Below are 23,068 nucleotides of genomic sequence, written 5' to 3'. Positions count from 1 at the left end.
GGAGCATGGGAACAATATAATTACGATATAAACAAATCAGGTATAACCATGACCAACACCACCCATTTCGGATTTAAACAAGTCGCCACAGAAGACAAGGTCAAGCTGGTGCGCGGCGTATTCGATTCCGTTGCCGGACAATACGACATCATGAACGACCTGATGTCAATGGGCATCCATCGCATCTGGAAACGCGTTGCGGTGCAGTTGAGCAATGTGCGCAAAGGCGACCAGGTGCTTGATCTGGCCGGCGGCACCGGCGACTTGACCACGCTGTTCGAAAAACGCGTCGGCAAAGAAGGCCAGATAGTTCTGGCCGATATTAATTCGGAAATGCTGCGCACCGGACGCGACCGGCTGATCGACAGAGGCTTGGTCGGCAATATCCGCTATGCACAAGTCAATGCTGAATGCCTGCCCTTTGAAGACAATACTTTCGACTGCGTCTGTATCGCCTTCGGCCTGCGTAACGTCACCGACAAGGATGCGGCATTGCGCTCCATGTACCGCGTCCTAAAGCCCGGCGGTCGCGTCATCGTGCTGGAATTTTCGCATCCTGTCGATAAAATCACCGAGACAGTTTACGATTTTTACTCATTCAAACTGCTGCCGAAAATCGGCAAGATCGTTGCCAAAGATGAGGACAGTTACCGTTACCTTGCCGAATCGATCCGCATGCATCCCAAACAGGATGAACTGAAGAAAATGATGGAGAACGCAGGTCTGGAACGCTGCGAATACTTCAACATGACGCAGGGCATCGTCGCCGTTCATAGAGGTTATAAAATCTAGCATGACTATCAAGCCATTGCTGATTGGCGCACTGGAAGCCACGCTGAATCATTATCTCGCTCTGGATCAGGACAGCGGCTATTTTTTGACGCCGCTGGCCGGCAAGGTCATTGCTGTTAATGTTCAGCCGTTTGATGAAACCGTTTACCTGTGCCCTACGACTGACTCGATCCAGTGTCTGGATCAGTTCCCGGACCAGCCCGACACTCGACTGACCGGTTCGATTTGGGCATTGGGCTTAATGGGACTCAGCTCGACACCGATGCGTTCCGTTTTCTCAGGCGAGGTAAAAATTGAAGGCGATATGCAAACCGGCCGCAAGTTCCAGGAACTGTTCGCAAAACTGGACATCGATCTGGAAGAAAAACTGTCGCAATTCACCGGCGACATCATCGCGCATAAGGTGGCCAATTTTTTCCGTGCCGGGCAAAACTGGAGCAAAGATTCGCTTGAAACCTTCAGGCTGAATGCCAAAGAATTTTTGCAGGAAGAAACCCGCGACTTACCGGCCGTGCCCGAAGCGGATATTTTCTATGCCCAGGTTGATGAATTGCGCACCGATTTTGACCGATTGCAAAGCAGGATTGATCGTCTGAAAAGTACGTTGCAAAATAAATCTTAATTATTCACCACGAAGGCACGAAGGACACGAAGTTTTACCTTATTTTTCTTCGTGCCTTCGTGGTGAATTTAGGACTTAAAACACTGCCCGCCCTACAAACAAAGGTAACTCGTGATCCGCCCTAAATTATTATTGCGCCTAGTCCATATCAACTGGGTTCTGGTCTTTCACGGCCTGGACGAAATCGTTTTAAAAACCCATTTATTCCGGCCTGTCCGTTATCTGGCGGTTTTCTCCCCCAACTACTGGCTTAGAAGCTCGTCAGACTCTCGCGGCACCAGAATCCGACGCGCGCTGGAAGATTTGGGGCCAATCTATGTCAAGTTCGGCCAAGCCTTGTCCACCCGGAAAGACCTGCTGCCCGAGGACATCGCCGACGAACTGGTCAAACTGCAAGACCGCGTCCCTCCCTTTGGCAATGACATTGCCCGCAGCATTATCGAAAAAGAACTCGGCATGCTGATCAGCGAGGCGTTTGCCGAGTTCGATGCCGAACCGCTGGCCTCCGCATCCGTAGCGCAGGTGCATACCGCCGTCCTGCACAGCGGCGAAAGCGTCGTCGTTAAAGTGCTGCGTCCCGACATCGAAAAACGCATTCGCTCGGACATAGGGCTGCTCTACGAGTTGGCCCGTTTTGCCGAGCGCTTCTGGGCCGACGCCAGACGGTTGCGCCCTGTCGATGTCGTTGCCGAATTTGAACGCACCACGCTGGACGAACTCGATCTGGTCCGGGAAGCGGCCAATGCCTCCAAATTGCGCCGCAACTTCGAGAATTCCGACATCATCTACATACCGGAAATCCACTGGCCGCTAACGCGCCAGAAAGTCATGGTCATGGAGCGCATCCACGGCATACCGGTCGGCGAAATCGAGCAGCTCAGAGCGGGCGGCGCCGATTTTAAATTGCTCGCCGAGCGCGGCGTGGAAATCTTCTTTACCCAAGTGTTCAGAGACAATTTTTTTCATGCCGACATGCATCCCGGCAATATTTTCGTCGATCTGCCGGCCAAATATATCGCCGTCGATTTCGGCATCGTCGGCACTTTGTCGTTGTCCGACCAACGCTACCTCGCGGAAAACTTCCTGGCATTTTTCAATCGCGACTACCGCAAAGTGGCCGAAATGCACGTCGAATCCGGCTGGGTTTCCGAATCGACCCGGATAGAAGAGTTTGAATCCGCGATACGCACTGTTTGCGAACCGATCTTTGAAAAGCCGCTGAAAGACATTTCCTTCGGCCAACTGCTGCTGCGCTTATTCCAGACGGCGCGCCGTTTTGATATGCACGTCCAACCGCAGCTGGTGCTGTTGCAAAAAACCCTGCTCAATATCGAGGGCTTGGGACGGCAGCTTTATCCCGAGCTGGACTTATGGCAGACCGCGAAGCCTTTCCTTGAGAAATGGTTTCATCAGCGCGTCGGGCCTAAAGCCAAAATCGACAGGCTGATCAAACAGTTTCCCGACTTTGCCGAACAGTTCCCCGAAATTCCTTCGTTGATTTACAAGGCGCTGGACAATGCCGCTCACGCAAAGCGGCATACAGAACTGCAAAACAAGGAATTAATGCTGCTGCGCCGGCAAATGGACAAGAATCACCGCCGAACGGTCTGGGCTATGCTGGTCAGCGCGGCGGTCATCAGTGCGGCGGTGGTGTTTCGCTAATTGATTATTCACCACGAAGACACGAAGGACACGAAGTTTTCTGACAGTTTATGTTTTCTTCATTGTGAATAGATTGCAAGCTGGACGGGGCATGCTGCCCCGTCCGAAACGTAAGGCGTTGGTTAAGGTTAAGTTCAACCACTTTGCGTAAACATTGCAGAGGCGTAAGGTGTCAAAAGCCATCTTTATCCTATTTATTGTCCTTCGTGAACTTCGTGTCTTCGTGGTGAATAATTACAACGCTTTCCATACAAATAGAAAGGTACAAAAATGGTAGCACTGGAAACGCCGATCTGTGATTTCGGCAAAAAAGCCATCGATTTTGAATTGACCGGCGTTGATGGTCGAACCTGGACACTGCAACAGTGCATGGGCGAAAAGGGTCTGTTGGTGATGTTCATCTGTAACCATTGCCCGTATGTCAAAGCCGTGCAAGACCGGATAGTCCGGGATGCGCGGGAACTTAAAGCGCTGGGGGTTGAAACGGTCGCAATCATGCCCAATGATACGGTCGAATACCCTGCCGATTCTTTCGACAACATGAAAAAACTGTCCGAACAGCTAGGTTTTTGTTTTCCTTACTTGCTTGATGAAACGCAGCAGGTCGCCAAGGCTTACGGGGCTATCTGTACGCCGGACTTTTTTGGCTATAATGCCGACTATGAACTGCAATACCGCGGACGGCTGGATGCCAGCCGCAAGGAAACAGCACCGGAAGGCACCAAGCGGGAATTGTTCGAGGCGATGAAGCTGGTTGCCGAAACCGGCCACGGCCCCAAAGAGCAAGTCAACAGCATCGGCTGCTCGATCAAATGGAAGTAGGGATCGTGCATGAAATAACTTGAGCAAATTTTATTTTTAAACCATGAAGGATTTAAGTCTTTATGCGCTTCATGGTGATTGCTTAAATTAATTTATGCATGTTCCTTAAGTTAACCCTAAAAAACAAATGGAGCATGGATGTAACTGATAATTACGGATAAAAAACCCGTTTAAATCCGTCTAATCTGTGTCATCCGTCGACTGCATGGATGCAGGAGGTAGAGCAATGCAGGAGCAATTGCCGAGTTCCATTGAGAAAGCTAATACCTACACAACCCACAACAATGAGAGCGTAATATGTCAATTAAGAGAATGGTAGATCTGGACTTGTCAGGCAAACGGGTGTTAATCCGTCAGGATCTGAACGTACCGGTAAAAAACGGCAAAGTGACCAGCGACATTCGTATCCAGGCCAGCGTACCGACCATTGAAAAAGCCCTGGCTGCTGGCGCGGCTGTCATGCTGATGTCGCATCTGGGCCGCCCTGTCGAAGGCCAGTACGACGAAGAGTCTTCGTTGAAACCGGTCGCCGAACGCTTATCCAAATTGCTCGGCAAGCCGGTCAGACTGGAAAAAGACTGGATCGACGGCATCACCATCCAGCCGGGCGAAGTCGTGCTGTGCGAAAACGTGCGTTTTAATGCCGGCGAAGGCAAAAACAACGATGATCTGGGCAAAAAAATGGCGGCTCTTTGCGACATCTTCGTGATGGATGCTTTCGGCACCGCGCACCGGGCTCAGTCCTCGACCCACAGCGTAGCCAAGTTTGCACCGATTGCCTGCGCGGGACCGTTATTGGCCAGCGAACTGGACGCACTGGGCAAAGCTCTGGAAACACCGACCAAACCCCTGGTTGCGATTGTCGGCGGTTCTAAAGTCTCGACCAAATTAACCGTATTAGAATCTTTATCGGAAAAAGTCGACCAGTTGATCGTCGGCGGCGGCATCGCCAACACCTTTATTGCGGCAGCCGGTTTCCCGGTCGGCAAATCGCTGTATGAACCCGATCTGCTTGATGAAGCCAAACGACTGATGGCGGCAGCCAAAAGCAACGGTTCCGATATTCCCGTCCCTGTCGACGTGGTTTGCGCCAAGGAATTTTCGGAAACCGCCGTCGCCACCGTTAAAAATGTCGCCGATGTCGAAGCGGATGACATGATTATGGACATAGGTCCTGAAACCGCAAAACAGTATGCCGAAATTTTAAAAACCGCAGGCACCATCGTCTGGAACGGTCCGGTCGGCGTATTTGAATTCGACCAGTTCGGCGAAGGCACCAAGGCCCTTGCGGCGGCAATCGCCGAAAGTCCTGCTTTTTCGATTGCAGGCGGCGGCGATACTTTGGCGGCTATCGACAAATACGGCATTAACGATGACGTGTCTTACACCTCGACCGGCGGCGGCGCTTTTCTTGAATTTCTTGAAGGCAAAGAACTTCCAGCCGTTTCTGTGTTAAAATCGCGATAACAAGTTAGGCGAAGGGCGAAGGGCGAAGGGCGAAAAAGCCTTTCACCCTTCGCTTTTTGCCTTTTGCCTTAACTACAACGCATCAGGATTAAAAATGGCCAGAGTCACTATCGAAGATTGTTTGGAACACGTTGAAAACCGTTTCAAACTGGTTTTATTAGCCAGCACGAGGGCGCGCCAACTGAGCCACGGCGCGACTGAATTTGTGCCGCGCGGCAAGGATAAAGATACGGTGGTCGCATTACGCGAAATTGCGGCAGGCCATGTCTCGCCCGAAAACATCAACCTTCTGCACCGTGTCGGCGAAGCTCATGAGCATCAGCCTAGCCAAAACCCGATGTTCTAAATCGCAGAGCCTATGCTGGAAATAGCCGACCCGATCGAGCTCGAACGCCCCCAGGACAAATTGATCCGGCGTTTATGCACGACCTTGTCCGGCTATCTGGATCAAACCCAAATCGACCAATGCGTCCATGCTTATGAAGTTGGCGAAGCCGCTCATGCCGGTCAATTCCGTAAAAGCGGCGAAGCCTATATCTGCCATCCGGTCTCCGTCGCGATCAGTCTTGCCGAAATGCGCATGGACGCCAACGGCATCATGGCCGCCATCCTGCATGACGTTATTGAAGACACCCCGGTCAGTAAAAAAGAGCTGGCCGAACAGTTCGGCGCAGAAGTCGCAGATCTGGTCGATGGGGTTACCAAATTAACCAAAATCGACAGTAAATCACATGCCGAAACGCAAGCGGAAAATGTCCGCAAAATGTTTCTGGCCATGGCCATAGATTTACGCGTTATCATCGTCAAACTGGCGGACCGCCTGCACAACATGCAGACGCTCGGCGTCATGCCTGCGGCAAAAAAACGCCGTATTGCCCGTGAAACCCTGGATATTTACGCCCCAATCGCCAATCGGCTGGGCATGAACAATATCCGGCAAAAACTCGAAGCGCTGAGTTTTGAGGCGATGTACCCGATGCGCCATGCGGTGTTAAACAATGCCGTAAAAAAAGCGCGGGGCAACCGCCGCAAAATTGTCGACATCATCGAAAGCACGATAAAAAACCGTTTGGAACAAGTAGGTTTAAACTGTGAAGTTGCCGGACGGGAAAAAAATCTTTACAGCATTTATAAAAAAATGCTCAACAAAAGAATTTCCCTGGCCGATGTGTTCGATGTCTATGCGTTCAGGATTTTTTGCGATGATGTCGATACCTGCTACCGCGTGCTTGGCGTCATGCATAACCTGTACAAGCCGATTCCGGGGCGCTTCAAGGATTATATCGCCTTGCCCAAAGCCAATGGCTACCAATCCCTGCATTCGATCTTAATGGGACCCTATGGCGTGCCTATCGAGATTCAGATCCGAACGCACGAAATGCACCGCATGTCGGAATCGGGCATCGCCGCGCACTGGCTGTATAAATCCGACGATGACAAAGCCCAAAAATTTCGGGATCGCGCCAACGAGTGGCTCCGCGACTTGCTGGAAATCCAGAAATCCGCCGGCGATTCGCTGGAATTTATCGACAACCTGAAAGTGGACCTGTTCCCGCAGGAAGTGTTCGTGTTCACCCCGCAGGGCGCCATTATTAAAATGCCCCGCGGTGCGACCATTATTGATTTTGCCTACGCGGTGCATACCGATGTGGGCAATGCCTGCGTTTCGGCCAGAATCGACAAGCAGCTGGTGCCGTTACAGACCAAACTGGAAAACGGCTTCACCGTCGAAGTCATTACCGCATCGTGGGCCCGGCCCAACCCGCTTTGGCTCAATTACGTGGTCACCGCCAAAGCCCGCTCCGGCATCCGCAATTACCTGAAAAACTTTAAACAACTGGAAGCGATTAACCTGGGCCGCCGGCTGCTGGAAAAAGAACTGCAAGCCATGCACCTGCACCTGGAAGACATCGACAAAAACAAAATACAAGCCTTGCTTCAAGTCATGTCCAAGCAATCGCTGGATGAATTGCTTGAAGACATAGGCTTGGGCAACAAAATGCCGTTTTTGATCGCCAAACGCATCGCCCAGGACGACATTAACGCCACCGTCAAGCTGGACGACAACGATCAGGCCCAAAAAAAGCCGCTGATCATAAAAGGCACGGAAGACATGGTCATTACCCTGGCCAAATGTTGCAGGCCGATTCCGGGCGATTCGATCATCGGCTATTTCAACCCCGGCAAAGGCATCGTCGTGCATCATCACGAATGCCGTAACAGCAATCTGGTCAGAAAAAAACAAACCAACTGGCTGGATGTTGAATGGAGCGAGGACGCCGTCGGCGATTTCCCGGTTGAAATCCGCATAGAAATACTCAATCAACGCGGCTCGCTGGCGACCGTCGCTTCGACGATTTCCGAACTGAATTCCAATATTGAAAACGTCAACGTTGTTGACCAGGATGACCGCATCTGCGTCGATTTAATCACCTTGACCGTCAAAGACCGGGTGCATCTGGCCAAAATCATGCGACGTTTGAAAGAATTATCGATCGTGTTAAAAATTACCCGCGTTAAAGCCTAAAGGATCAAAAATGACCAGACAAATCATCCAGACTGATAAAGCGCCGCAAGCCATCGGCACCTATTCGCAGGCCGTCAGGGTTGATCGCACCGTTTATCTTTCGGGACAAATTCCGTTGGTGCCCGAAACCATGACCATTATTGAAGGCGATATAAGCGCGCAAATCACCCAGGTGTTCGATAACCTGCAAGCCGTTGCGGAAGCTGCGGGCGGCGATTTCTCGGACATCGTCAAGCTGAATGTTTTCTTGACCGATTTGGCGCACTTTCCGATAGTCAACGAAATCATGGGGCATTATTTCCAAGCACCCTACCCCGCACGCGCGGTTGTCCAGGTTGCCGCGTTGCCTAAAGCCGCCGGCGTGGAGATGGATGCGATTATGGTGTTAAAGCCGCAGGAATATCCGGCTTCTTAATGCTCCCGGTTAATGAAAAAACCGAACCCCCTGAATCAACCGGTCGGCATATTGACCGGGATAGGCGCTCAAACCGTAAACCGCCTGCAAAAACTCGGCCTTTGCGTCATTCAGGATCTGCTTTTTCACCTGCCGCTGCGCTATGAAGACCGAACCCGTGTTTATGCTATCGGCTCATTAAAGCCGGGCATGACTGCGCTGATCAGCGGCAAAGTCGAATTTATCGATGTTTTGCCCAGAGGCAGAAAAAGCCTGGTCTGCCGTATCGGCGACGGTACCGGCTTTATCAGCCTGAAGTTCTTCCACTTTACCGCCAGCCAGCACAACGCGCTAAAACCCGGCACGGCAATCAGCTGCTTTGCCGAAGTGCGCTACGGTTTTGCCGGGCTGGAAATGGTTCATCCCGAATACAAGGTTATCGCCAACCCCGACGACTGCATCACCCAAACGCGCCTGACCCCGGTTTATCCGCTGACCGAAGGCCTCAGCCAGAATGTCATCCGCAAAGCAGTCAAGCAGGCTTTAGACCTGTGCAACCGGGAACCTGAACTGCTGACCGACTGGATACCCGAGTCCATCCTAAAGCGATACCGTTACCCTAGCCTCGCAGACGCGATCCAGACGCTTCATGCGCCGGACGAATCGGTGTCGGTTGAAGCCTTGCAAAACGGCAGCGTACCCGCGCTGAAACGACTGGCCTTTGAAGAACTGCTGGCGCATTATTTAGTCTTAAGAGCAACCCGGAATAAAACCAAAGCCTGGCAAGCGCCCTCTTTCTCTGTAGGGACTACCGGCAAAATCGCCACCGAGCATTTCATCCGCTCCCTGCCGTTTAAACTGACCGGCGCGCAGCAACGGGTCATTGCCGAAATCGAAGCCGATTGCAACCGGCAACACCCGATGATGCGCCTGGTGCAGGGCGATGTCGGCTCCGGCAAAACCGTAGTCTCCGCCTACGCGGCGCTGCTGGCGTTGACGGCGGGCTATCAGGTTGCGGTGATGGCCCCGACCGAATTGCTGGCGGAACAACACTTCCGCAACTTCAGCGCCTGGTTTGACGGCTTTCAAACCCAGGTACTGTACTTGACCGGACAGCTCAAAGGCAACGCCAGAAAAACCGTATTACAGGCACTGGAGGACGGCACGGCCAACATTATCATCGGCACTCACGCCTTGTTCCAGGACAGCGTGAACTTTCATCGCCTGGGCCTGATTATTATCGATGAACAACACCGTTTCGGCGTCCATCAGCGGCTGGCGCTCAGGGAGAAAGGCCAGCAAGGCAATATCAGGCCGCACCAGTTAGTGATGACCGCCACGCCGATTCCCCGCACCCTGGCGATGCTGCAATATTCCGACCTGGATATATCGATTATCGACGAACTACCGCCGGGCAGAAAACCGATCGTGACCAGCGTGATCCCGTCCGAACGCCGCGCCGATGTGATCGACCGGATCAACAGCTGGGTCGGCAAAAAACGGCAGGTCTATTGGGTCTGTACGCTGATTGAAGAATCGGAAGTTTTGCAGTGCGAGGCGGCGGAAAAAACCGCAGAAACGCTGACAGAGGCCTTGCCGGATGTGCGCGTGGCGCTGATTCACGGGCGCATGAAATCCGCCGAAAAAGACGCCGTCATGCAGGATTTTAAAAACCACCGGATCGATTTACTGGTCGCCACGACCGTCATTGAAGTCGGCGTCGATGTGCCCAATGCCGGGCTAATGATCATCGAAAACCCGGAACGCTTAGGCCTGTCCCAGCTGCACCAGTTGCGCGGCCGGGTCGGCCGAGGCAACGACGACAGTTATTGCCTGCTGATGTATCAAGCGCCGCTGTCCGATACCGCCCGCCATCGTCTGGGGGTTCTACGGGACAGCAACGACGGCTTTGTGGTCGCCGAAAAAGACCTTGAATTGCGCGGCCCCGGCGAAGTCATGGGCACCCGGCAAACCGGGCAAATGCATTTTAAAATTGCCGATTTGGCCAGGGATTCCGAGTTGCTGGATACCGTCCAACAAATCGGCGACGATTTTTTCACCCAAGCGCCCCAGGCCATACAACCCTTGTGCGACCGCTGGCTGGGCGCATCCACCGAATATTCCGAGGTTTAACCCGTTGTCCAACAAAAGCTTTTTATTTAACCGGGAACCCTTGTGGTTTGAAAACCGCTCCGGCACCCGCCACACCCTGCCTGAAAACGTCCAGTCATGGACCTATGAACCGGGCTCGCTGACCCAGCGCATGCGCGATTATTACGGCAATGCGGTTGGCGTTAAAGTCCTGTTGCAACAATGGAATACGCCGTTCTTAAGCGAGCGCAGGCTGCTCAAATTACACGAAAACAGGTACAGCCTGATCCGTGAAGTCTTGCTGCACGCCGACGGCAAACCGTTGATTCTAGCCAGGACTATCATCCCGGCAAACACCGTCAAAATCGCTAAAAGCAACTTGTCTCATCTGGGCAGTCGTCCGCTGGGGGAAGTGATTTTTTCCTATCCCAAACTGGAGCGCATCGAGATGGATGTCACCTTGATCGAACCGCAGAAATGGAGCCGGTCGATTTGTAATGAAGTCAGTATCGACCAGGCGATCTGGGGCAGAAGAACCGTTTACGCAATAGCGCATCGGCAAATGCTGGTCAGCGAGTTTTTTTTACCGGGGGTTTTGGAGATTTAACGAAAAACTACAGCAGAACGTTTAATGAAATCAATGAAGTTGATACAAGGAACAGAAACCTCCGACATAGCACACACAGCAGGAATCTTATAGTTATGGCGCTCTTTGGGAAGATCGGGTTGTCTTCTCTCGTCTGAAACTAATTCGGCTCCCTGCTCCCGTGCCGTAGCGATGATAAGCAAATCATTTTCCCCAACACCAGTTCCGTATTTGTCACCGACAATACTAAGCAATAGCTTGATGCGCATAGCGTCTTGTATAACCACATTGCTAATTTCGATCAACCACAGACCATTATCATTGAGCCATTCCCCGCAATCCGGCGTTTTATTTGCCACTTCCTCAAACGCCACACTCGGCATCACCAGCTGCCTTTCCTCAGCCTGAGTCGCCATCCACTCCCACAAACCTGGAAACTGAAGCGCTGGGTAGTTATCCCATGCGTAAATCATGGATGACGCATCAAAGACCTGCAATGTGGCGCTCCAACTGATGTAAGTGTATGATTTTCAGGTTGTCGAGATAACTGCTCGCCTTGGCGAGTGTGATATATCGAGCATCCAACGCATCCAGAACCGTTCGCACAAAGGTATCGCCGAAAACATTTTTGGGCTCTCGATGTCGATACATTCGATTCCCGCCATCTTTTAGCATAACTACCGACTGCGCCCGCCATTGCCGGTAAGCTGTATATCGGTCTTGCGGCAGCCGACCAGCATCCAAAAGCCTGCGCAAAATCACCTCGCCACTCACCCCCCATGCCTTGCGTGGTCGCTCAAGCCATTCGTCATATTGCGATACCTCATCAGGCCGTTCCTCATCACGAATACTCGCCAGAAAAGCATCCGGCACCAATAAATGCCCCGCAAAAGCATTCGCCGCTAATTCCTTACCTTTATGGGATTGCAAGTCATGCTCATCATCAATTGAACTCATTTTGTGTAGCAGCAAATGACCCAGCTCGTGCATGAGTGTGAACGACTGCTGGGACTCCCAATACTGCTTCTTGATAACAATAACCGGGCAAGTCGGATAGTAAAGGGAAAAACCAAGAATCGGGTTCTCCTTCGCAATCTGCCACTTCCCGTTGTAGCCGTTACTACGAAACACCAGTATACCCTGTGCCTCCACAGATTCACGGTAGGTGTCGAAGCTGTTCCGGTCACTCAAACCAAGCCACTGGCGAGCAATACGCGCCGCCTCACGTGGATTTTCCCCATGTAAATCCGGCGAGCTAAACCCTATTTTGTCTGTATTACTCAAATCTTCGCACAGGCTCAGATACACTTCCCTCTGCTTTTCTACTCTTTCGATCAGAATCTTGAGTTTGGCAGACAACTCCGGTTTTTGGTTGGCAAGGGTGCGGAACTGTGCAGTATGAACCTGTTCCTCATCAACCTTCCCTGACTCCAAAAAGAACAGTACACCCCGACCAAAATACTCAGCGATCTTACGCAACTGATTGAATGTTAACCCATCTTCGCCTGCCATTACTCGTTCGATGCTTATCGTAGCAATGTTAAGCTCAGCCGCAAGAGCACTCGGCGTTATGCCATGATCGGCGCAACACCATGCAATACGTTCTGGATTAATAGATTGAATACGTTCCATATTTAGTCTTTTCAGGGAATTACGTTACATCTTGAACAATGATTTTGCTACAACACACCAGAAAAGGCAAAGTACAGTACCAATTTTTCAGCTCCTGTAAACCAGAATAAGCCTGTTCGAGCATAATGCGAGGACAGGCTTATCCTGTCCTACGCCACATTCGCAATAACAATCGCCCGTTTAGGAGCAGGCAAGCCTTCGCAAGTCAGCTGCGGATTTTCCGCATCCAGAAAATCTTTCAATGAATGAAAAGTCATCCATTCCGTAGTCCGCTGTTCTTCAATGCTGGTTACAGTAACGTCAACCACACGGATATTTTTAAACCCGCAGCGCTTTAGCCAGCTGACCAGCGTGTCGCAGCTGGGCAGGAACCAGACGTTGCGCATTCTGGCGTAACGGTCTTCCGGCAATAAGACTTGGCCTAAGCCGCCGTCGATAACCAGGGTTTCCAACACCAGTTCGCCGCCGGGTTGCAGACAGTCTCTTAATTCCATCAGATGATCGATAGGCGAACGGCGATGGTACAGCACGCCCATCGAAAATACCGTGTCGAATGCCTTGAGGCCGTAAGGCATGTCTTCGATGCCCATCGGCAGGACGTAAACCGGTGCTTCGCCATACAATTTCCTGACCAGTTGAAACTGCATGACATTGAGCATCATCGGATCGATTCCGACCACTGTTTTGGCACCCGCGCCGAGCATGCGCCAGCAATGATAGCCGTTGCCGCAGCCGACATCCAACACCAGACGGTGTTCCAGCGGCGCGATATGATCTTTCAGTCGGTTCCACTTCCAGTCTGAGCGCCATTCGGTGTCTACATGGATGCCGAATAGGTTGTACGGGCCTTTACGCCAGGGATGCAGGGCTTTTAACTGGCTTTCAAGCTGATTTTTTGCTGTCGCGGACAGGTCGTCCGAACCGCCTATCTGCACCGCATCAGTATCCAGCACGCGTTGTGCGGCAGGCAATACCGGCACGCTGTCGACCAGCGCCTGCCACTCCGCCAAATTGCCATGCCTGGCCTGATCAAAGCCCTGCTCAAGCTGCTGCGGCAACAGCTTTGCCCAAGCCTCGGCCTTGGCACCGATCAGCGCATCATATAAGGGTTGATAATCGATCATTTCAGCGCAATGATCGAGGCGAAGTTGAAGTATTGAAACCAGACTTCAGCGCTGCTGAATCCGACTTGACGCAAGCGGTTTTGATGCTGGGCAAAGGTCTCGGGAATCAGCACATTTTCCAGAGCTGTGCGTTTTTGGCTGACTTCCAGATCGCTGTAACCTTGCGCCTTTTTAAAGGCATGATGCATTTGGGTTTGCAATTCCTGTTGCCGGTCGTCATCGAATTTGAGTTTTTCCGACAGGATTAAAATGCCGCCGGGCAACAGTCCCTGATAGATTTTTTGCAACAGACAGAACCGATCTTCAAGCGGAATAAACTGTAGCGTGAAGTTCAAGACCACCACCGAGGCGTTTTCAATAGCGACTTCTCGAATGTCTCTGCACTGCACATCGACTGAGATCGGTGCCTGATCCTTTTGCAGCGCCTGCTGAAAACGCGTCACCATCGCTTCGGAGTTATCAATGGCGATAATGCGGCAGTTTTCAGCTTCAATCTGGTGGCGCATCGACAAGGTTGCCGCGCCTAAAGAGCAGCCCAGATCGTAGCAGACGCTATGTTCACGGGCAAAACGCCCGGCCAAAAGACCTATCGCGGAAATAATCGCACTGTAACCGGGAACGGACCGTTTAATCATGTCCGGGAAGACGCCGGCTACCGTTTCGTCAAATTTAAAAGCGCCGACTTCGCCAATGGGGCTGGCATAAATGGAGTCTTTCGGGAAGTTCATGAATTAAAAAGCAGGACGGAACCGCTGTTGGGTTGAGTAAGGGCGACCTATCGGCCGCCCTTTTGTTCTGTGGGTATGCGGGGTAAACCGGGTGTAGCTTTAAGAATTCGCAGCCGTTTTATCCGACAATGCTTCGGCATTACGTTTAACCAATCCTTCAATAACCGCGTTTAATGAGCCTTTGGTTTGAACCTCATTGCTGAAGGTAGTGCGGTAGTTGGTCACCAGACTCACGCCTTCAATCATAATGTCGTAAGCTTTCCATTCACCATCACGCAGCACCATCCGGTAATTAACGCCGATCGGCTGTATTCCGGGTTGTAATACTTCGGTTTTTACAATGACTTTTGTTTCACCGTCTTGCATTTCAAGCGGCAGGAAACGAACCGACCAATCGGTAAATTCGACAAAAGCGCGGGAATAGGTTCTTACCAGCAGCGTTTGGAACTCATGCTTAAACCGCTCCCGTTCATCAACAGTCGCCGTTTTCCAGATTTTACCCAGGACCAATTCTGAAATCCTGTCGAAATCTGTATGCGGATAAATAACTTCGTTGACGAATTGCGTAATCTTGGCGAAGTCTTTGGTAAACGACTTATCTTGCAGTTTTTCCTGTAATTTCGCAGAAGCCTCTTGTATCGCTTGTTGTGGAGGCAACAAGTCAGCCGCGTTTACCTTGGCAACAGGCATCAAACCGAGTAATACCGCAAATAAACCCAATATTGTAACTTGCTTAGCTTTCATAAAACCCTCTAAAATCAAACTGACGAATACGTTTACTCTCAAATATCAGCGTGCTAATTCCCTGATACAATAGATCCTCTGTACTTAGATAGAGATTTGAGATTTTTCAAACCCTTAGAACCAAGGATAAGATGCCATATAATAACATCAATTTTCCTCAAACACGTATGAGAAGAATGCGTTATAACGATTTTTCCCGTCGTTTAATGCGCGAAAACCGTCTGTCTGTGGATGATCTGATTTACCCGATGTTCGTCACCGAAGGCTCAAACCAACGGCAGACCATCTCGTCCATGCCCGGAGTGGAACGTCTCTCGCTGGATTTATTGCTTGAAGAAGCGCATCTGCTCTATAGCCTCGGCATCCCTGCGATTGCGCTGTTTCCGGTGACTTCCGCAGATAAAAAATCGGAGCATGCGGCCGAAGCCTATAACCCTGACGGACTGATTCAACGCAGCATCAGGGCTTTAAAAAAAGCCGTTCCCGAATTGGGCATTATTACCGATGTCGCGTTGGACCCTTTTACGACACACGGACAGGACGGGCTGGTCAACCTCGACGGCTACGTGATTAATGACGAGACTATCGACGTATTGACCCGGCAGGCGCTGTCTCATGCCGAAGCCGGGGCCGATATTGTGGCGCCGTCGGACATGATGGACGGCCGCATCGGCGCAATAAGACAGGCGCTGGAAGAGGCAAACCATATCAACACATTGATACTGGCTTATTCCGCCAAGTACGCCTCCAGTTTTTACGGCCCGTTCAGGGATGCCGTGGGTTCCGCCGGAACCTTGGGCAAAGGCAACAAATATAGCTATCAGATGGATCCGGCCAATTCCGATGAAGCCATGCGCGAAATCCAGCTGGATTTGCAGGAGGGCGCGGACATGGTCATGGTCAAGCCGGGAATGCCCTATCTGGACATTATCCGCCGGGTAAAAGACCAATACGGCGTACCGACATTCGCCTATCAGGTCAGCGGCGAGTACGCGATGCTTAAAGCCGCCTCGATGAACGGCTGGCTGGACGAGAAGCAGGTTGTTTTGGAATCCCTGCTGGCGTTCAAGCGCGCCGGCAGCGACGCCATCCTGACCTATTACGCCAAATCCGTAGCCCAGTGGCTGCAAGAGTAGTGCGTCTATTTTAAATAATCTTTTAATTTAACAACTGAAATGGAGCTTGTTTCATGTCAGAAGACATTCTAATCACCGAAAAAAAAAAATTTCACATTGAAGAAGCCATTTTGGTTTTACTGCTGATCCTGTCGCTGGTCGGCATCGGGATCATGGATTTTTCTCCGGCCGACGGCTATGGCTACTGGCTCATTTTAGTTGTCGTATTTTGCCTGTTCGCAATGATTATCGGCTGGCTGCAATCCAAACACCGCGCCGACGACTTCAAGATCATACTCCGCGAACAATCCATACACTGGTTCACCTCATTGCTGATCGTTGGCGGAATATTTTTAATCCATCAATCCGGGCGGATAGCCGAAGAAGACGCCGGCCTGATTATCCTACTGATTTTATCGCTTTCGACCATACTCGACGGCCTGCGCGTAGGCTGGCGTTTTAGTCTGGTAGGGCTTTTTCTCGGGGTTGCCGCTGTGGTTTCGGTTTATACGCCGCACTTTCTCTGGGTGGAATTGGGCATAGCCATTTTGATTGTTGCGGTGACCATTGCATGGGAGTTATGGATGGAGAAAAAAGCACAGTTATGATGCCCACTGACCGCTACGCCGTATTTGGCCACCCTATCAAACACAGCAAATCGCCGCGCATTCACCGTCTTTTTGCCGCACAAACCGGACAAACGCTCGAATACATCGCCGAGGAAGTCCCGGCCGAACAATTCCAGGCCGCCGTTGAGGCGTTTTTTGCCGCGGGCGGCAAGGGTTTAAATTGCACCGTGCCGCTGAAAGAACTCGCCTGGAGCTACGCAGACCATAAAACCGAACGCGCCCAGCTGAGCAAGGCGGTCAACACGCTCGCGCTTCAACCGGACGGCGCTATTTTGGGCGACAACACCGACGGCATCGGCTTGGTAACCGACCTGACCACTAATCATGGCATCGCCTTATCGGGCGCCCGTATCCTGATTTTGGGCGCCGGCGGCGCCAGCCGGGGCATCATACTTCCAATACTTGAGAAATCTCCGAAAACCCTGGTTATCGCCAACCGCACCAAGGATAAGGCCGTCAAGCTGGCGGCTGAATTTCACGGCAAAGGTCCTGTTACCGGCTGCGGCTTTGACGATTTAGCAAACCGGCAGTTCGATTTGATTTTAAACGCGACCTCAGCCAGTTTGAGCGGCCAGTTACCGCCACTGCCGACCGGTTTACTCGCAGCGGGCGGCATGTGTTACGACCTCGCCTACGGCAACGAGCCGACCGCTTTTGTGCGTTGGGGACAGGATAATCATGCGGCAAAAAGCCTGGATGGATTGGGTATGTTGGTTGAGCAGGCGGCGGAAGCTTTTTTTATCTGGCGCGGCGTTCGGCCTAAAACCCGGCCTGTTATTGAACTGCTGAATTCAGAGCGGCAAGCTTGAAGGGCAAAGGGCAAAGGGCAAAGGGCAAAGGGCAAAGGGCAAAGGGCAAAGGGCAAAAATAGCTTGCATTGAAATTTAAGAAGCCGTCAAATTTTTCGCCTTTCGCCTTTCGCCTTTCGCCTTTCGCCTTTCGCCTTTCGCCTTTCGCCTTTCGCCTTTCGCCTTTCGCCTTTCGCCTTTCGCCTTTACTCCTGCACCTTCAAATACTCATTTTTCAACTGAATATACTGCCGGGAAGAATATTCCAGAAACTCCTTTTCGGATTCCTTTAAAGGCCTGGCTTGTTGGGCCGGAACACCCACATAAAGATAGCCGCTCTCCAGTTTTTTCCCCGGCGGCACGAGCGCACCTGCGCCCAGCATCACATAATCTTCAAGAACGGCGCCGTCCATAATAATCGCGCCTATCCCTACCAGACAATAATCGCCGACAGTGCAGGCATGAACCACCGCCCTGTGCCCTATCGTTACGCCCTTGCCTATGATTAAGGGATGGCCTTGAGCCGTATATTTTCCGGCGTGAGTGACATGCAATACCGAACCGTCCTGAACATTGGTGCCGGCGCCAATCGTGATGCTTTCAACATCGCCCCTGACCACCGTCGTTGGCCATATAGAGACATCGTCACCCAAGGTGACATCGCCGATCACCACGGCGCTGTCATCTATAAAAACCGAGCTGCCGATTTCAGGTTGTTTATCGTTAAATTTTCTAACCGCCACTTCGCTCTCCCGCTTGCACACTCAATGGACTCATTACGCCTGCACCCGGCCCAACGCATATAAAGCCGCGGCCAAAGCAATCAGACTGGGAGCAACCGCCATAAACGGTGGATTAAGGTCATAAATCAGCCCGAGATGCCCGACAATTTTATCAATAATATTAAATGTCATACCGATCACAACGCCTATCATCATCCTGCCGCCAACGTTAACGCCGCGCTTAACACCGATAACAAAGGGCGCAGACACCAGCAACATAACGAAAACGACCAGGGGATTGACCACGCGTCCCCAGAAAGCCAGCTCAAAATCGTGCGATTTTTGATGATTATCCTTTAAAAAATCAATATACATAGCCAGATCATACATGGATAGATTATTCGGATTGACCACAACAATATCCAATAAATCAGGAGCAACGGTTGAACGCCATATTTGCTCACTTTGATGGCTTGCAGCCATCTGCTCTATTGAAATGTCCGATTGTTTGATTTGATCTAATTTCCATTGCTCATTGCCTTGAAAAACAGCCTTTTCTGCATGTGTTGAATGGCGCAAATGACGCTGGTCGTCAATCTCATAAATGCTGATGTCAGCCAAACTTCCGTCATCTTGTACTGTGCGGACATTGATGAATTTTTTGCCTTCGCGCAACCAAAGTCCATATTTGGCACTCATAATAATCTTGCCTTCATCGACGGCGGTGACCTTGATCATTTGCGCCATCCGCTCGGCTTCCGGCGCGATAAACTCGCCGACCAGTATCGAAATCAGGACCAGAATCGCGCCTGCCGCCATAACCGCCCTGATAATACCCAGAATGGATAAGCCTGCCGCCCGCATGGCGATAAGCTCGCGGTTATTGCCCATCGCGCCCAATATGAACAGACTGCCTAATAAGGCCGATGCGGGCATTAACTCATAAAAAACGGAAGGCGATCCCAAAGCGACATAATAAAAAATCTCTGTTAAACCGTAGTGTCCTTTACCCAAATCCTTTAGCTGATCACTGAAGGTAAACAAATTGAATAAGGTCAACAATAATACAACGGCGACAAAAGAACCCTTTAATATTTCCCGGACTATATAGCCTGTTAATACATTCACTTATGCACCATTGCCTTGACTTGCATAAACAGCCATCGCCATCCGTATAATCTCGCCAATAAAATTCCGCCGATTACCAACAACAGGGTATTGACGCCGAAAGCACCCAGCCACGCGGGGATGGTTTGGTTCATGACCCAGCTCTGGCTGACGCGAATAAGATTTCCATAGCTGAAATAGATTAGGAAACCAGCCAGCATATTGCCGTAAACACCGCCGCGAGGCGACATCTGGGCCAAAGGCACCGCAATAAAACTAAGCAACATGACCCCCATAGGAACGGAGAATCGGCGTTGCAATTCGGCAATATCGGTTACTTCACCGGAACTTATCAGCTGGTCGCTGGCCGCCGATTCCTTGCCTAATTTAACCGCAGTTGCTTCTTTGGTCTCCATTCTCACCGCATATTCGGAGAACTGCTCAACCACATAGTCCAAGGCTCCCGGCTGTCCCTGTATGCGCTCGCCATTTTCCAAAACGACATAGCGGCCGTCAGGCAAATCTTTCATCGTGCCCACTTCAGCGTTAATAATCGCCAAGCGGTTTCCCTGCCTATGTTGGACAAAAACCTGATACATCTTTTTATCGTCATCAATCTTTTCCACATAAAAAACCAAGTCCCCCTGGCTGTACTCGCTAAACTTTCCGGCGGCAACACCTCGAACATCGGACGACTCCTTATCCTCGTGCATGAGCAGCTCCATCTTGGCTTCCGCCCAGGGCGAGATGTAGAATGACAAGCCGGCTGCAGACACGCTTAACGGGAAAATCATCAGGAATATAGCCCGATAGACCGTTCCCGCTCCGCCTCCGGCTGAAGCCACTGCCGACATTTCCTGATCCCTGTACATTCTGCCCATAACCATCAACACCGCCATAAACAAGGCCGCCGGTAAAAAGGTCGCACTGGCGATAATCGTTTTCAAGCCAAGAACAGTCAACAGGGTTTCATTGGACACCTGTCCTTGAATAGCCTTGTCAAGAATCCTGATAAACTGGCGGCTGACGATAATAACGACAATCACCGACCAAACCGCCATTAATGTTTTCAGCAAATCCATCGCAATCAGCTTATCCAGAACGGTGATTAACTTACGCCGTCCCATTTTATGGCCTTTAGCCCAATTCGCTTCCAAGCGTATCTCCCCAATCGAAAATGTGTGTGTTGTAAAATAAAAACTTAAAATCAAAAAGATCGTTTTTTACCCGAACCTGTAAATTATCGACCATTTTATAGAAACAGTACCATTAGAAGTAGCTTATTGTGTCCGCCCGGTATTTTGCAAACCGTGAGAAAATCATGTCTGCTGCAACAATGCAATACTAACAACATGATTATATTGGCTTTTTATCTATGCTCTTTGATATAAAAGTGTATAGAACCGCGGATTGTATTATCATTGTAAGCATTTACCAACACCTGCGACTCGATCTAAAGGAACAGCCAAACATGACACCAGCGTCTTTCCGTCAATACGGGATAAAGGGGGCAGTAATCGTTATTGCCGGATTTATATGGTTTCTTTTGCTGGGTTACCGTGACCTGATAGAGCCGGATGAAGGGCGTTACGCCGAAATCGCCCGGGAAATGCTGAGCTCCGGCGACTGGGTTACGCCGCGCCTGAACGGCTTCAAGTATTTTGAAAAACCGCCTTTGCAGTATTGGGGCTCCGCGATCAGCATGGCCATATTAGGAGAAACCAATGCCGCCGCCAGGGTATGGTGTTCGGGACTTGGATTTGTCGCGGCCTTATGGGCCGGTTTTGTCGGCAAACGCCTTTATGGCGGCAGCGCCGGTTATTTCGCATTCCTGTTTTCAATCAGTACGGTTCTTTATGCCGGGATGGGGCACGCCAACAGTCTGGACATGGGCGTTAGCGCGCTACTGTTCATCGCCATGGGAGCCTTGGTATTGGCGCAGACAGAACGGCATCGGCCGAACCAGGAACGAAACTGGATGCTGCTGGCCTGGGTCGCGCTTGCCGGAGCGACGCTGAGCAAAGGCCTGATCGGCCTGGTGCTGCCCGGCGGAACCCTGGTTCTGTACACCCTTTGGCAGCGCGACTGGGCGTTGTGGCGGCATTTGCATCTGGGCAAAGGTTTGCTGGTCTATTTATTAGTAGCGGCACCCTGGTTTGTTGCGGTCAGCTACGCGAACCCCGAGTTCCCGCATTTCTTTTTCATTCATGAACATTTCGAGCGTTTTACCAGCGACGTTCACGGACGCACCAAGTCAAACTGGTATTTCTTCGCCGTCTTTGCGATAGGCACAATGCCCTGGCTGTTCTCGGCAATAAACGGCGTGATTAAACCACCGTTCTCCTGGCGCGCCGAACCGGGAAAATTCGAAGCCTCACGATTGCTTTGGGTTTATGCAATCTTTGTTTTCTTCTTCTTCTCAATTTCCCATTCCAAATTACCGGGCTATATCTTGCCGATGTTTCCGGCGCTGGCGCTGTTGGTCGGCGAGAACATGGCCAAGCGCAAACATTTTATTGCCGACGGCATTGTGGCTATAGTGCTTGCAAGCATTATCTTCATTTTCTTTATCTGGCAAGCCGATGATACCGCCAAGATTGGCCGATTAGCGGCGCACCTGCCATTGTTCCGTCCCTGGATTATTGCAACGGCTGTTTTAGCAGCTACTGCCGGTATTTCTACGCTGGTGTTCAGACACAAAAAGGATCTGGCTGTCTCCGTGTTTGCCCTGTGCGCGTTGCTTGGCATACAAATGCTTTCATGGGGCTATCAAAGCATCAGCGAACTGCGCTCCAGCCGGGCTATGGCGGAAGCGATTCAGTCCTACATCGCCCAAAGCGGCAAAAACAACGTGGAAATTTACGATATCGCGCGCTACGATCAATCGCTACCCTATTACTTGGGCCGAACCATTACCTTGGTCAATTTCACAGGGGAACTGGAATTCGGCATTAACCAGGAACCGCAAAAATGGCTAAGCGAAGCGGATTTCCTGCCTTTATGGTTAAACTCAGACCAGGCAATCGGCATACTTAATCAGAAGACCTATAATGAATTGAACCTAGTGAACTTTCCATGGAATCAACCGAACTTTCCCATGCGTATAATCTATCAAAACTCCCGTTATATCGCGGTGGCCCGTCGATGAACCTTATTAGTTTCTGCATTATCCTGACCGGCGTCATGCTGAACGCCGTCGCGCAATTGGCGCTCAAAGCCAGCGTCAAGGAAATGGGCGCTATCGGCTTGAATTTTGCTTCATCCTCCACGGCATTTCTGAAATTGGCGTTTGAGCCTTTTCTCTGGATCGGATTGTTTTGTTACGGTATCAGTGTCGTTGTCTGGATCTTGGCGCTGTCCAGGGTCGATGTCAGTATCGCCTATCCGATGCTGTCCATGGGCTATGTCGTCAATGCACTGTTCGCGTGGCAGTTGTTCGGCGAAGCCATGAATCCCGCCCGCATCATCGGGATGGGCATCGTCCTTCTCGGCGTTTACGTCTTGGCAAGGAGTTAA

General features: G+C 51.1%; 23 protein-coding genes. 15 read left to right on the top strand and 8 right to left on the bottom strand.

What is annotated here, in order from left to right:
• Nucleotides 1-48: 48 nt before the first annotated feature.
• From ubiE to V3O24_RS07595, 10 genes are all read left to right on the top strand, one after another.
• On the top strand, nucleotides 49-792 hold the full coding sequence (gene ubiE / locus V3O24_RS07640) for a bifunctional demethylmenaquinone methyltransferase/2-methoxy-6-polyprenyl-1,4-benzoquinol methylase UbiE (RefSeq protein WP_331306792.1): 744 nt from the start codon (nucleotides 49-51) through the stop codon (nucleotides 790-792).
• Between the two features lies 1 nt (nucleotide 793).
• A complete protein-coding gene (locus V3O24_RS07635) occupies nucleotides 794-1,414 on the top strand; it encodes an SCP2 sterol-binding domain-containing protein (RefSeq protein ID WP_331306791.1) in 621 nt (206 codons plus the stop codon).
• A 111-nt stretch (nucleotides 1,415-1,525) separates the two neighbouring features.
• The gene (gene ubiB / locus V3O24_RS07630) at nucleotides 1,526-3,076 is read left to right on the top strand and encodes a ubiquinone biosynthesis regulatory protein kinase UbiB (RefSeq protein WP_331306790.1); all 1,551 of its coding nucleotides are present in this window, start codon (nucleotides 1,526-1,528) and stop codon (nucleotides 3,074-3,076) included.
• Nucleotides 3,077-3,346: 270 nt separating this feature from the next.
• Complete coding sequence (locus tag V3O24_RS07625; protein WP_331306789.1) at nucleotides 3,347-3,898, top strand: thioredoxin family protein; 552 nt, start codon at nucleotides 3,347-3,349, stop codon at nucleotides 3,896-3,898.
• A gap of 297 nt (nucleotides 3,899-4,195) precedes the next feature.
• On the top strand, nucleotides 4,196-5,365 hold the full coding sequence (locus V3O24_RS07620; RefSeq protein ID WP_331306788.1) for a phosphoglycerate kinase: 1,170 nt from the start codon (nucleotides 4,196-4,198) through the stop codon (nucleotides 5,363-5,365).
• Nucleotides 5,366-5,459: 94 nt separating this feature from the next.
• Nucleotides 5,460-5,711 carry a DNA-directed RNA polymerase subunit omega gene (gene rpoZ / locus V3O24_RS07615; RefSeq protein ID WP_104421925.1) on the top strand — a complete coding sequence of 84 codons (252 nt, stop codon included), beginning with the start codon at nucleotides 5,460-5,462 and terminating at the stop codon, nucleotides 5,709-5,711.
• A 12-nt stretch (nucleotides 5,712-5,723) separates the two neighbouring features.
• Nucleotides 5,724-7,892, top strand: a complete 2,169-nt coding sequence (locus tag V3O24_RS07610) for a RelA/SpoT family protein (protein WP_104421926.1) — start codon at nucleotides 5,724-5,726, stop codon at nucleotides 7,890-7,892.
• 10 nt (nucleotides 7,893-7,902) lie between these two features.
• On the top strand, nucleotides 7,903-8,307 hold the full coding sequence (locus V3O24_RS07605; RefSeq protein WP_104421927.1) for a RidA family protein: 405 nt from the start codon (nucleotides 7,903-7,905) through the stop codon (nucleotides 8,305-8,307).
• A gap of 12 nt (nucleotides 8,308-8,319) precedes the next feature.
• Nucleotides 8,320-10,419 (top strand): ATP-dependent DNA helicase RecG, encoded by a 2,100-nt coding sequence (gene recG, locus V3O24_RS07600; RefSeq protein WP_331306787.1) that lies wholly within the window; start codon nucleotides 8,320-8,322, stop codon nucleotides 10,417-10,419.
• A gap of 4 nt (nucleotides 10,420-10,423) precedes the next feature.
• The gene (locus V3O24_RS07595; protein ID WP_331306786.1) at nucleotides 10,424-10,984 is read left to right on the top strand and encodes a chorismate lyase; all 561 of its coding nucleotides are present in this window, start codon (nucleotides 10,424-10,426) and stop codon (nucleotides 10,982-10,984) included.
• On the opposite strand, the gene V3O24_RS07590 is transcribed toward V3O24_RS07595, so the two are convergent.
• From V3O24_RS07590 to V3O24_RS07570, 5 genes are all read right to left on the bottom strand, one after another.
• Nucleotides 10,981-11,436 carry a DUF4411 family protein gene (locus V3O24_RS07590; protein WP_331306785.1) on the bottom strand — a complete coding sequence of 152 codons (456 nt, stop codon included), beginning with the start codon at nucleotides 11,434-11,436 and terminating at the stop codon, nucleotides 10,981-10,983. The genes V3O24_RS07595 and V3O24_RS07590 overlap by 4 nt on opposite strands.
• 10 nt (nucleotides 11,437-11,446) lie before the next feature.
• Nucleotides 11,447-12,595, bottom strand: a complete 1,149-nt coding sequence (locus tag V3O24_RS07585; RefSeq protein ID WP_331306784.1) for an ImmA/IrrE family metallo-endopeptidase — start codon at nucleotides 12,593-12,595, stop codon at nucleotides 11,447-11,449.
• A 149-nt stretch (nucleotides 12,596-12,744) separates the two neighbouring features.
• Nucleotides 12,745-13,719: a tRNA 5-methoxyuridine(34)/uridine 5-oxyacetic acid(34) synthase CmoB gene (gene cmoB, locus V3O24_RS07580; RefSeq protein WP_331306783.1), complete on the bottom strand. Its 975-nt coding sequence runs from the start codon at nucleotides 13,717-13,719 to the stop codon at nucleotides 12,745-12,747.
• Nucleotides 13,716-14,447: a carboxy-S-adenosyl-L-methionine synthase CmoA gene (gene cmoA / locus V3O24_RS07575; RefSeq protein WP_331306782.1), complete on the bottom strand. Its 732-nt coding sequence runs from the start codon at nucleotides 14,445-14,447 to the stop codon at nucleotides 13,716-13,718. The genes cmoB and cmoA overlap by 4 nt, the downstream gene beginning before the upstream one ends.
• 99 nt (nucleotides 14,448-14,546) lie before the next feature.
• The gene (locus V3O24_RS07570) at nucleotides 14,547-15,191 is read right to left on the bottom strand and encodes an ABC transporter substrate-binding protein (RefSeq protein WP_331306781.1); all 645 of its coding nucleotides are present in this window, start codon (nucleotides 15,189-15,191) and stop codon (nucleotides 14,547-14,549) included.
• Nucleotides 15,192-15,322: 131 nt separating this feature from the next.
• On the opposite strand from V3O24_RS07570, the gene hemB reads away from it, so the two are divergent.
• The 3 genes from hemB to aroE are packed head-to-tail and all read left to right on the top strand — an operon-like array spanning nucleotide 15,323 to nucleotide 17,744.
• Nucleotides 15,323-16,327 (top strand): porphobilinogen synthase, encoded by a 1,005-nt coding sequence (gene hemB, locus V3O24_RS07565; protein WP_331306780.1) that lies wholly within the window; start codon nucleotides 15,323-15,325, stop codon nucleotides 16,325-16,327.
• A 53-nt stretch (nucleotides 16,328-16,380) separates the two neighbouring features.
• The gene (locus V3O24_RS07560) at nucleotides 16,381-16,914 is read left to right on the top strand and encodes a hypothetical protein (RefSeq protein WP_104421934.1); all 534 of its coding nucleotides are present in this window, start codon (nucleotides 16,381-16,383) and stop codon (nucleotides 16,912-16,914) included.
• The gene (gene aroE, locus V3O24_RS07555; RefSeq protein WP_104421935.1) at nucleotides 16,911-17,744 is read left to right on the top strand and encodes a shikimate dehydrogenase; all 834 of its coding nucleotides are present in this window, start codon (nucleotides 16,911-16,913) and stop codon (nucleotides 17,742-17,744) included. The genes V3O24_RS07560 and aroE overlap by 4 nt, the downstream gene beginning before the upstream one ends.
• 185 nt (nucleotides 17,745-17,929) lie before the next feature.
• Here aroE and V3O24_RS07550 read toward each other — a convergent pair whose 3' ends face one another.
• The 3 genes from V3O24_RS07550 to lptF are packed head-to-tail and all read right to left on the bottom strand — an operon-like array spanning nucleotide 17,930 to nucleotide 20,679.
• Nucleotides 17,930-18,466 carry a gamma carbonic anhydrase family protein gene (locus V3O24_RS07550; protein ID WP_104421936.1) on the bottom strand — a complete coding sequence of 179 codons (537 nt, stop codon included), beginning with the start codon at nucleotides 18,464-18,466 and terminating at the stop codon, nucleotides 17,930-17,932.
• Between the two features lie 33 nt (nucleotides 18,467-18,499).
• On the bottom strand, nucleotides 18,500-19,573 hold the full coding sequence (lptG, locus tag V3O24_RS07545; protein WP_104421937.1) for an LPS export ABC transporter permease LptG: 1,074 nt from the start codon (nucleotides 19,571-19,573) through the stop codon (nucleotides 18,500-18,502).
• Nucleotides 19,570-20,679: an LPS export ABC transporter permease LptF gene (gene lptF / locus V3O24_RS07540; protein WP_104422268.1), complete on the bottom strand. Its 1,110-nt coding sequence runs from the start codon at nucleotides 20,677-20,679 to the stop codon at nucleotides 19,570-19,572. The genes lptG and lptF overlap by 4 nt, the downstream gene beginning before the upstream one ends.
• A gap of 344 nt (nucleotides 20,680-21,023) precedes the next feature.
• On the opposite strand from lptF, the gene V3O24_RS07535 reads away from it, so the two are divergent.
• A complete protein-coding gene (locus tag V3O24_RS07535; RefSeq protein WP_331306779.1) occupies nucleotides 21,024-22,700 on the top strand; it encodes a glycosyltransferase family 39 protein in 1,677 nt (558 codons plus the stop codon).
• Nucleotides 22,697-23,068 (top strand): SMR family transporter, encoded by a 372-nt coding sequence (locus V3O24_RS07530; RefSeq protein ID WP_331306778.1) that lies wholly within the window; start codon nucleotides 22,697-22,699, stop codon nucleotides 23,066-23,068. Before V3O24_RS07535 ends, V3O24_RS07530 begins: the two co-directional genes overlap by 4 nt.

It is taken from the genome of Methylobacter sp. Wu8 (assembly GCF_036440755.1).
Classification (GTDB): Bacteria; Pseudomonadota; Gammaproteobacteria; order Methylococcales; family Methylomonadaceae; genus Methylobacter_A; species Methylobacter_A tundripaludum_A.
Note: the sequence above shows the minus strand (reverse complement) of the source record. Positions and strands in the feature narration are given on the sequence as shown.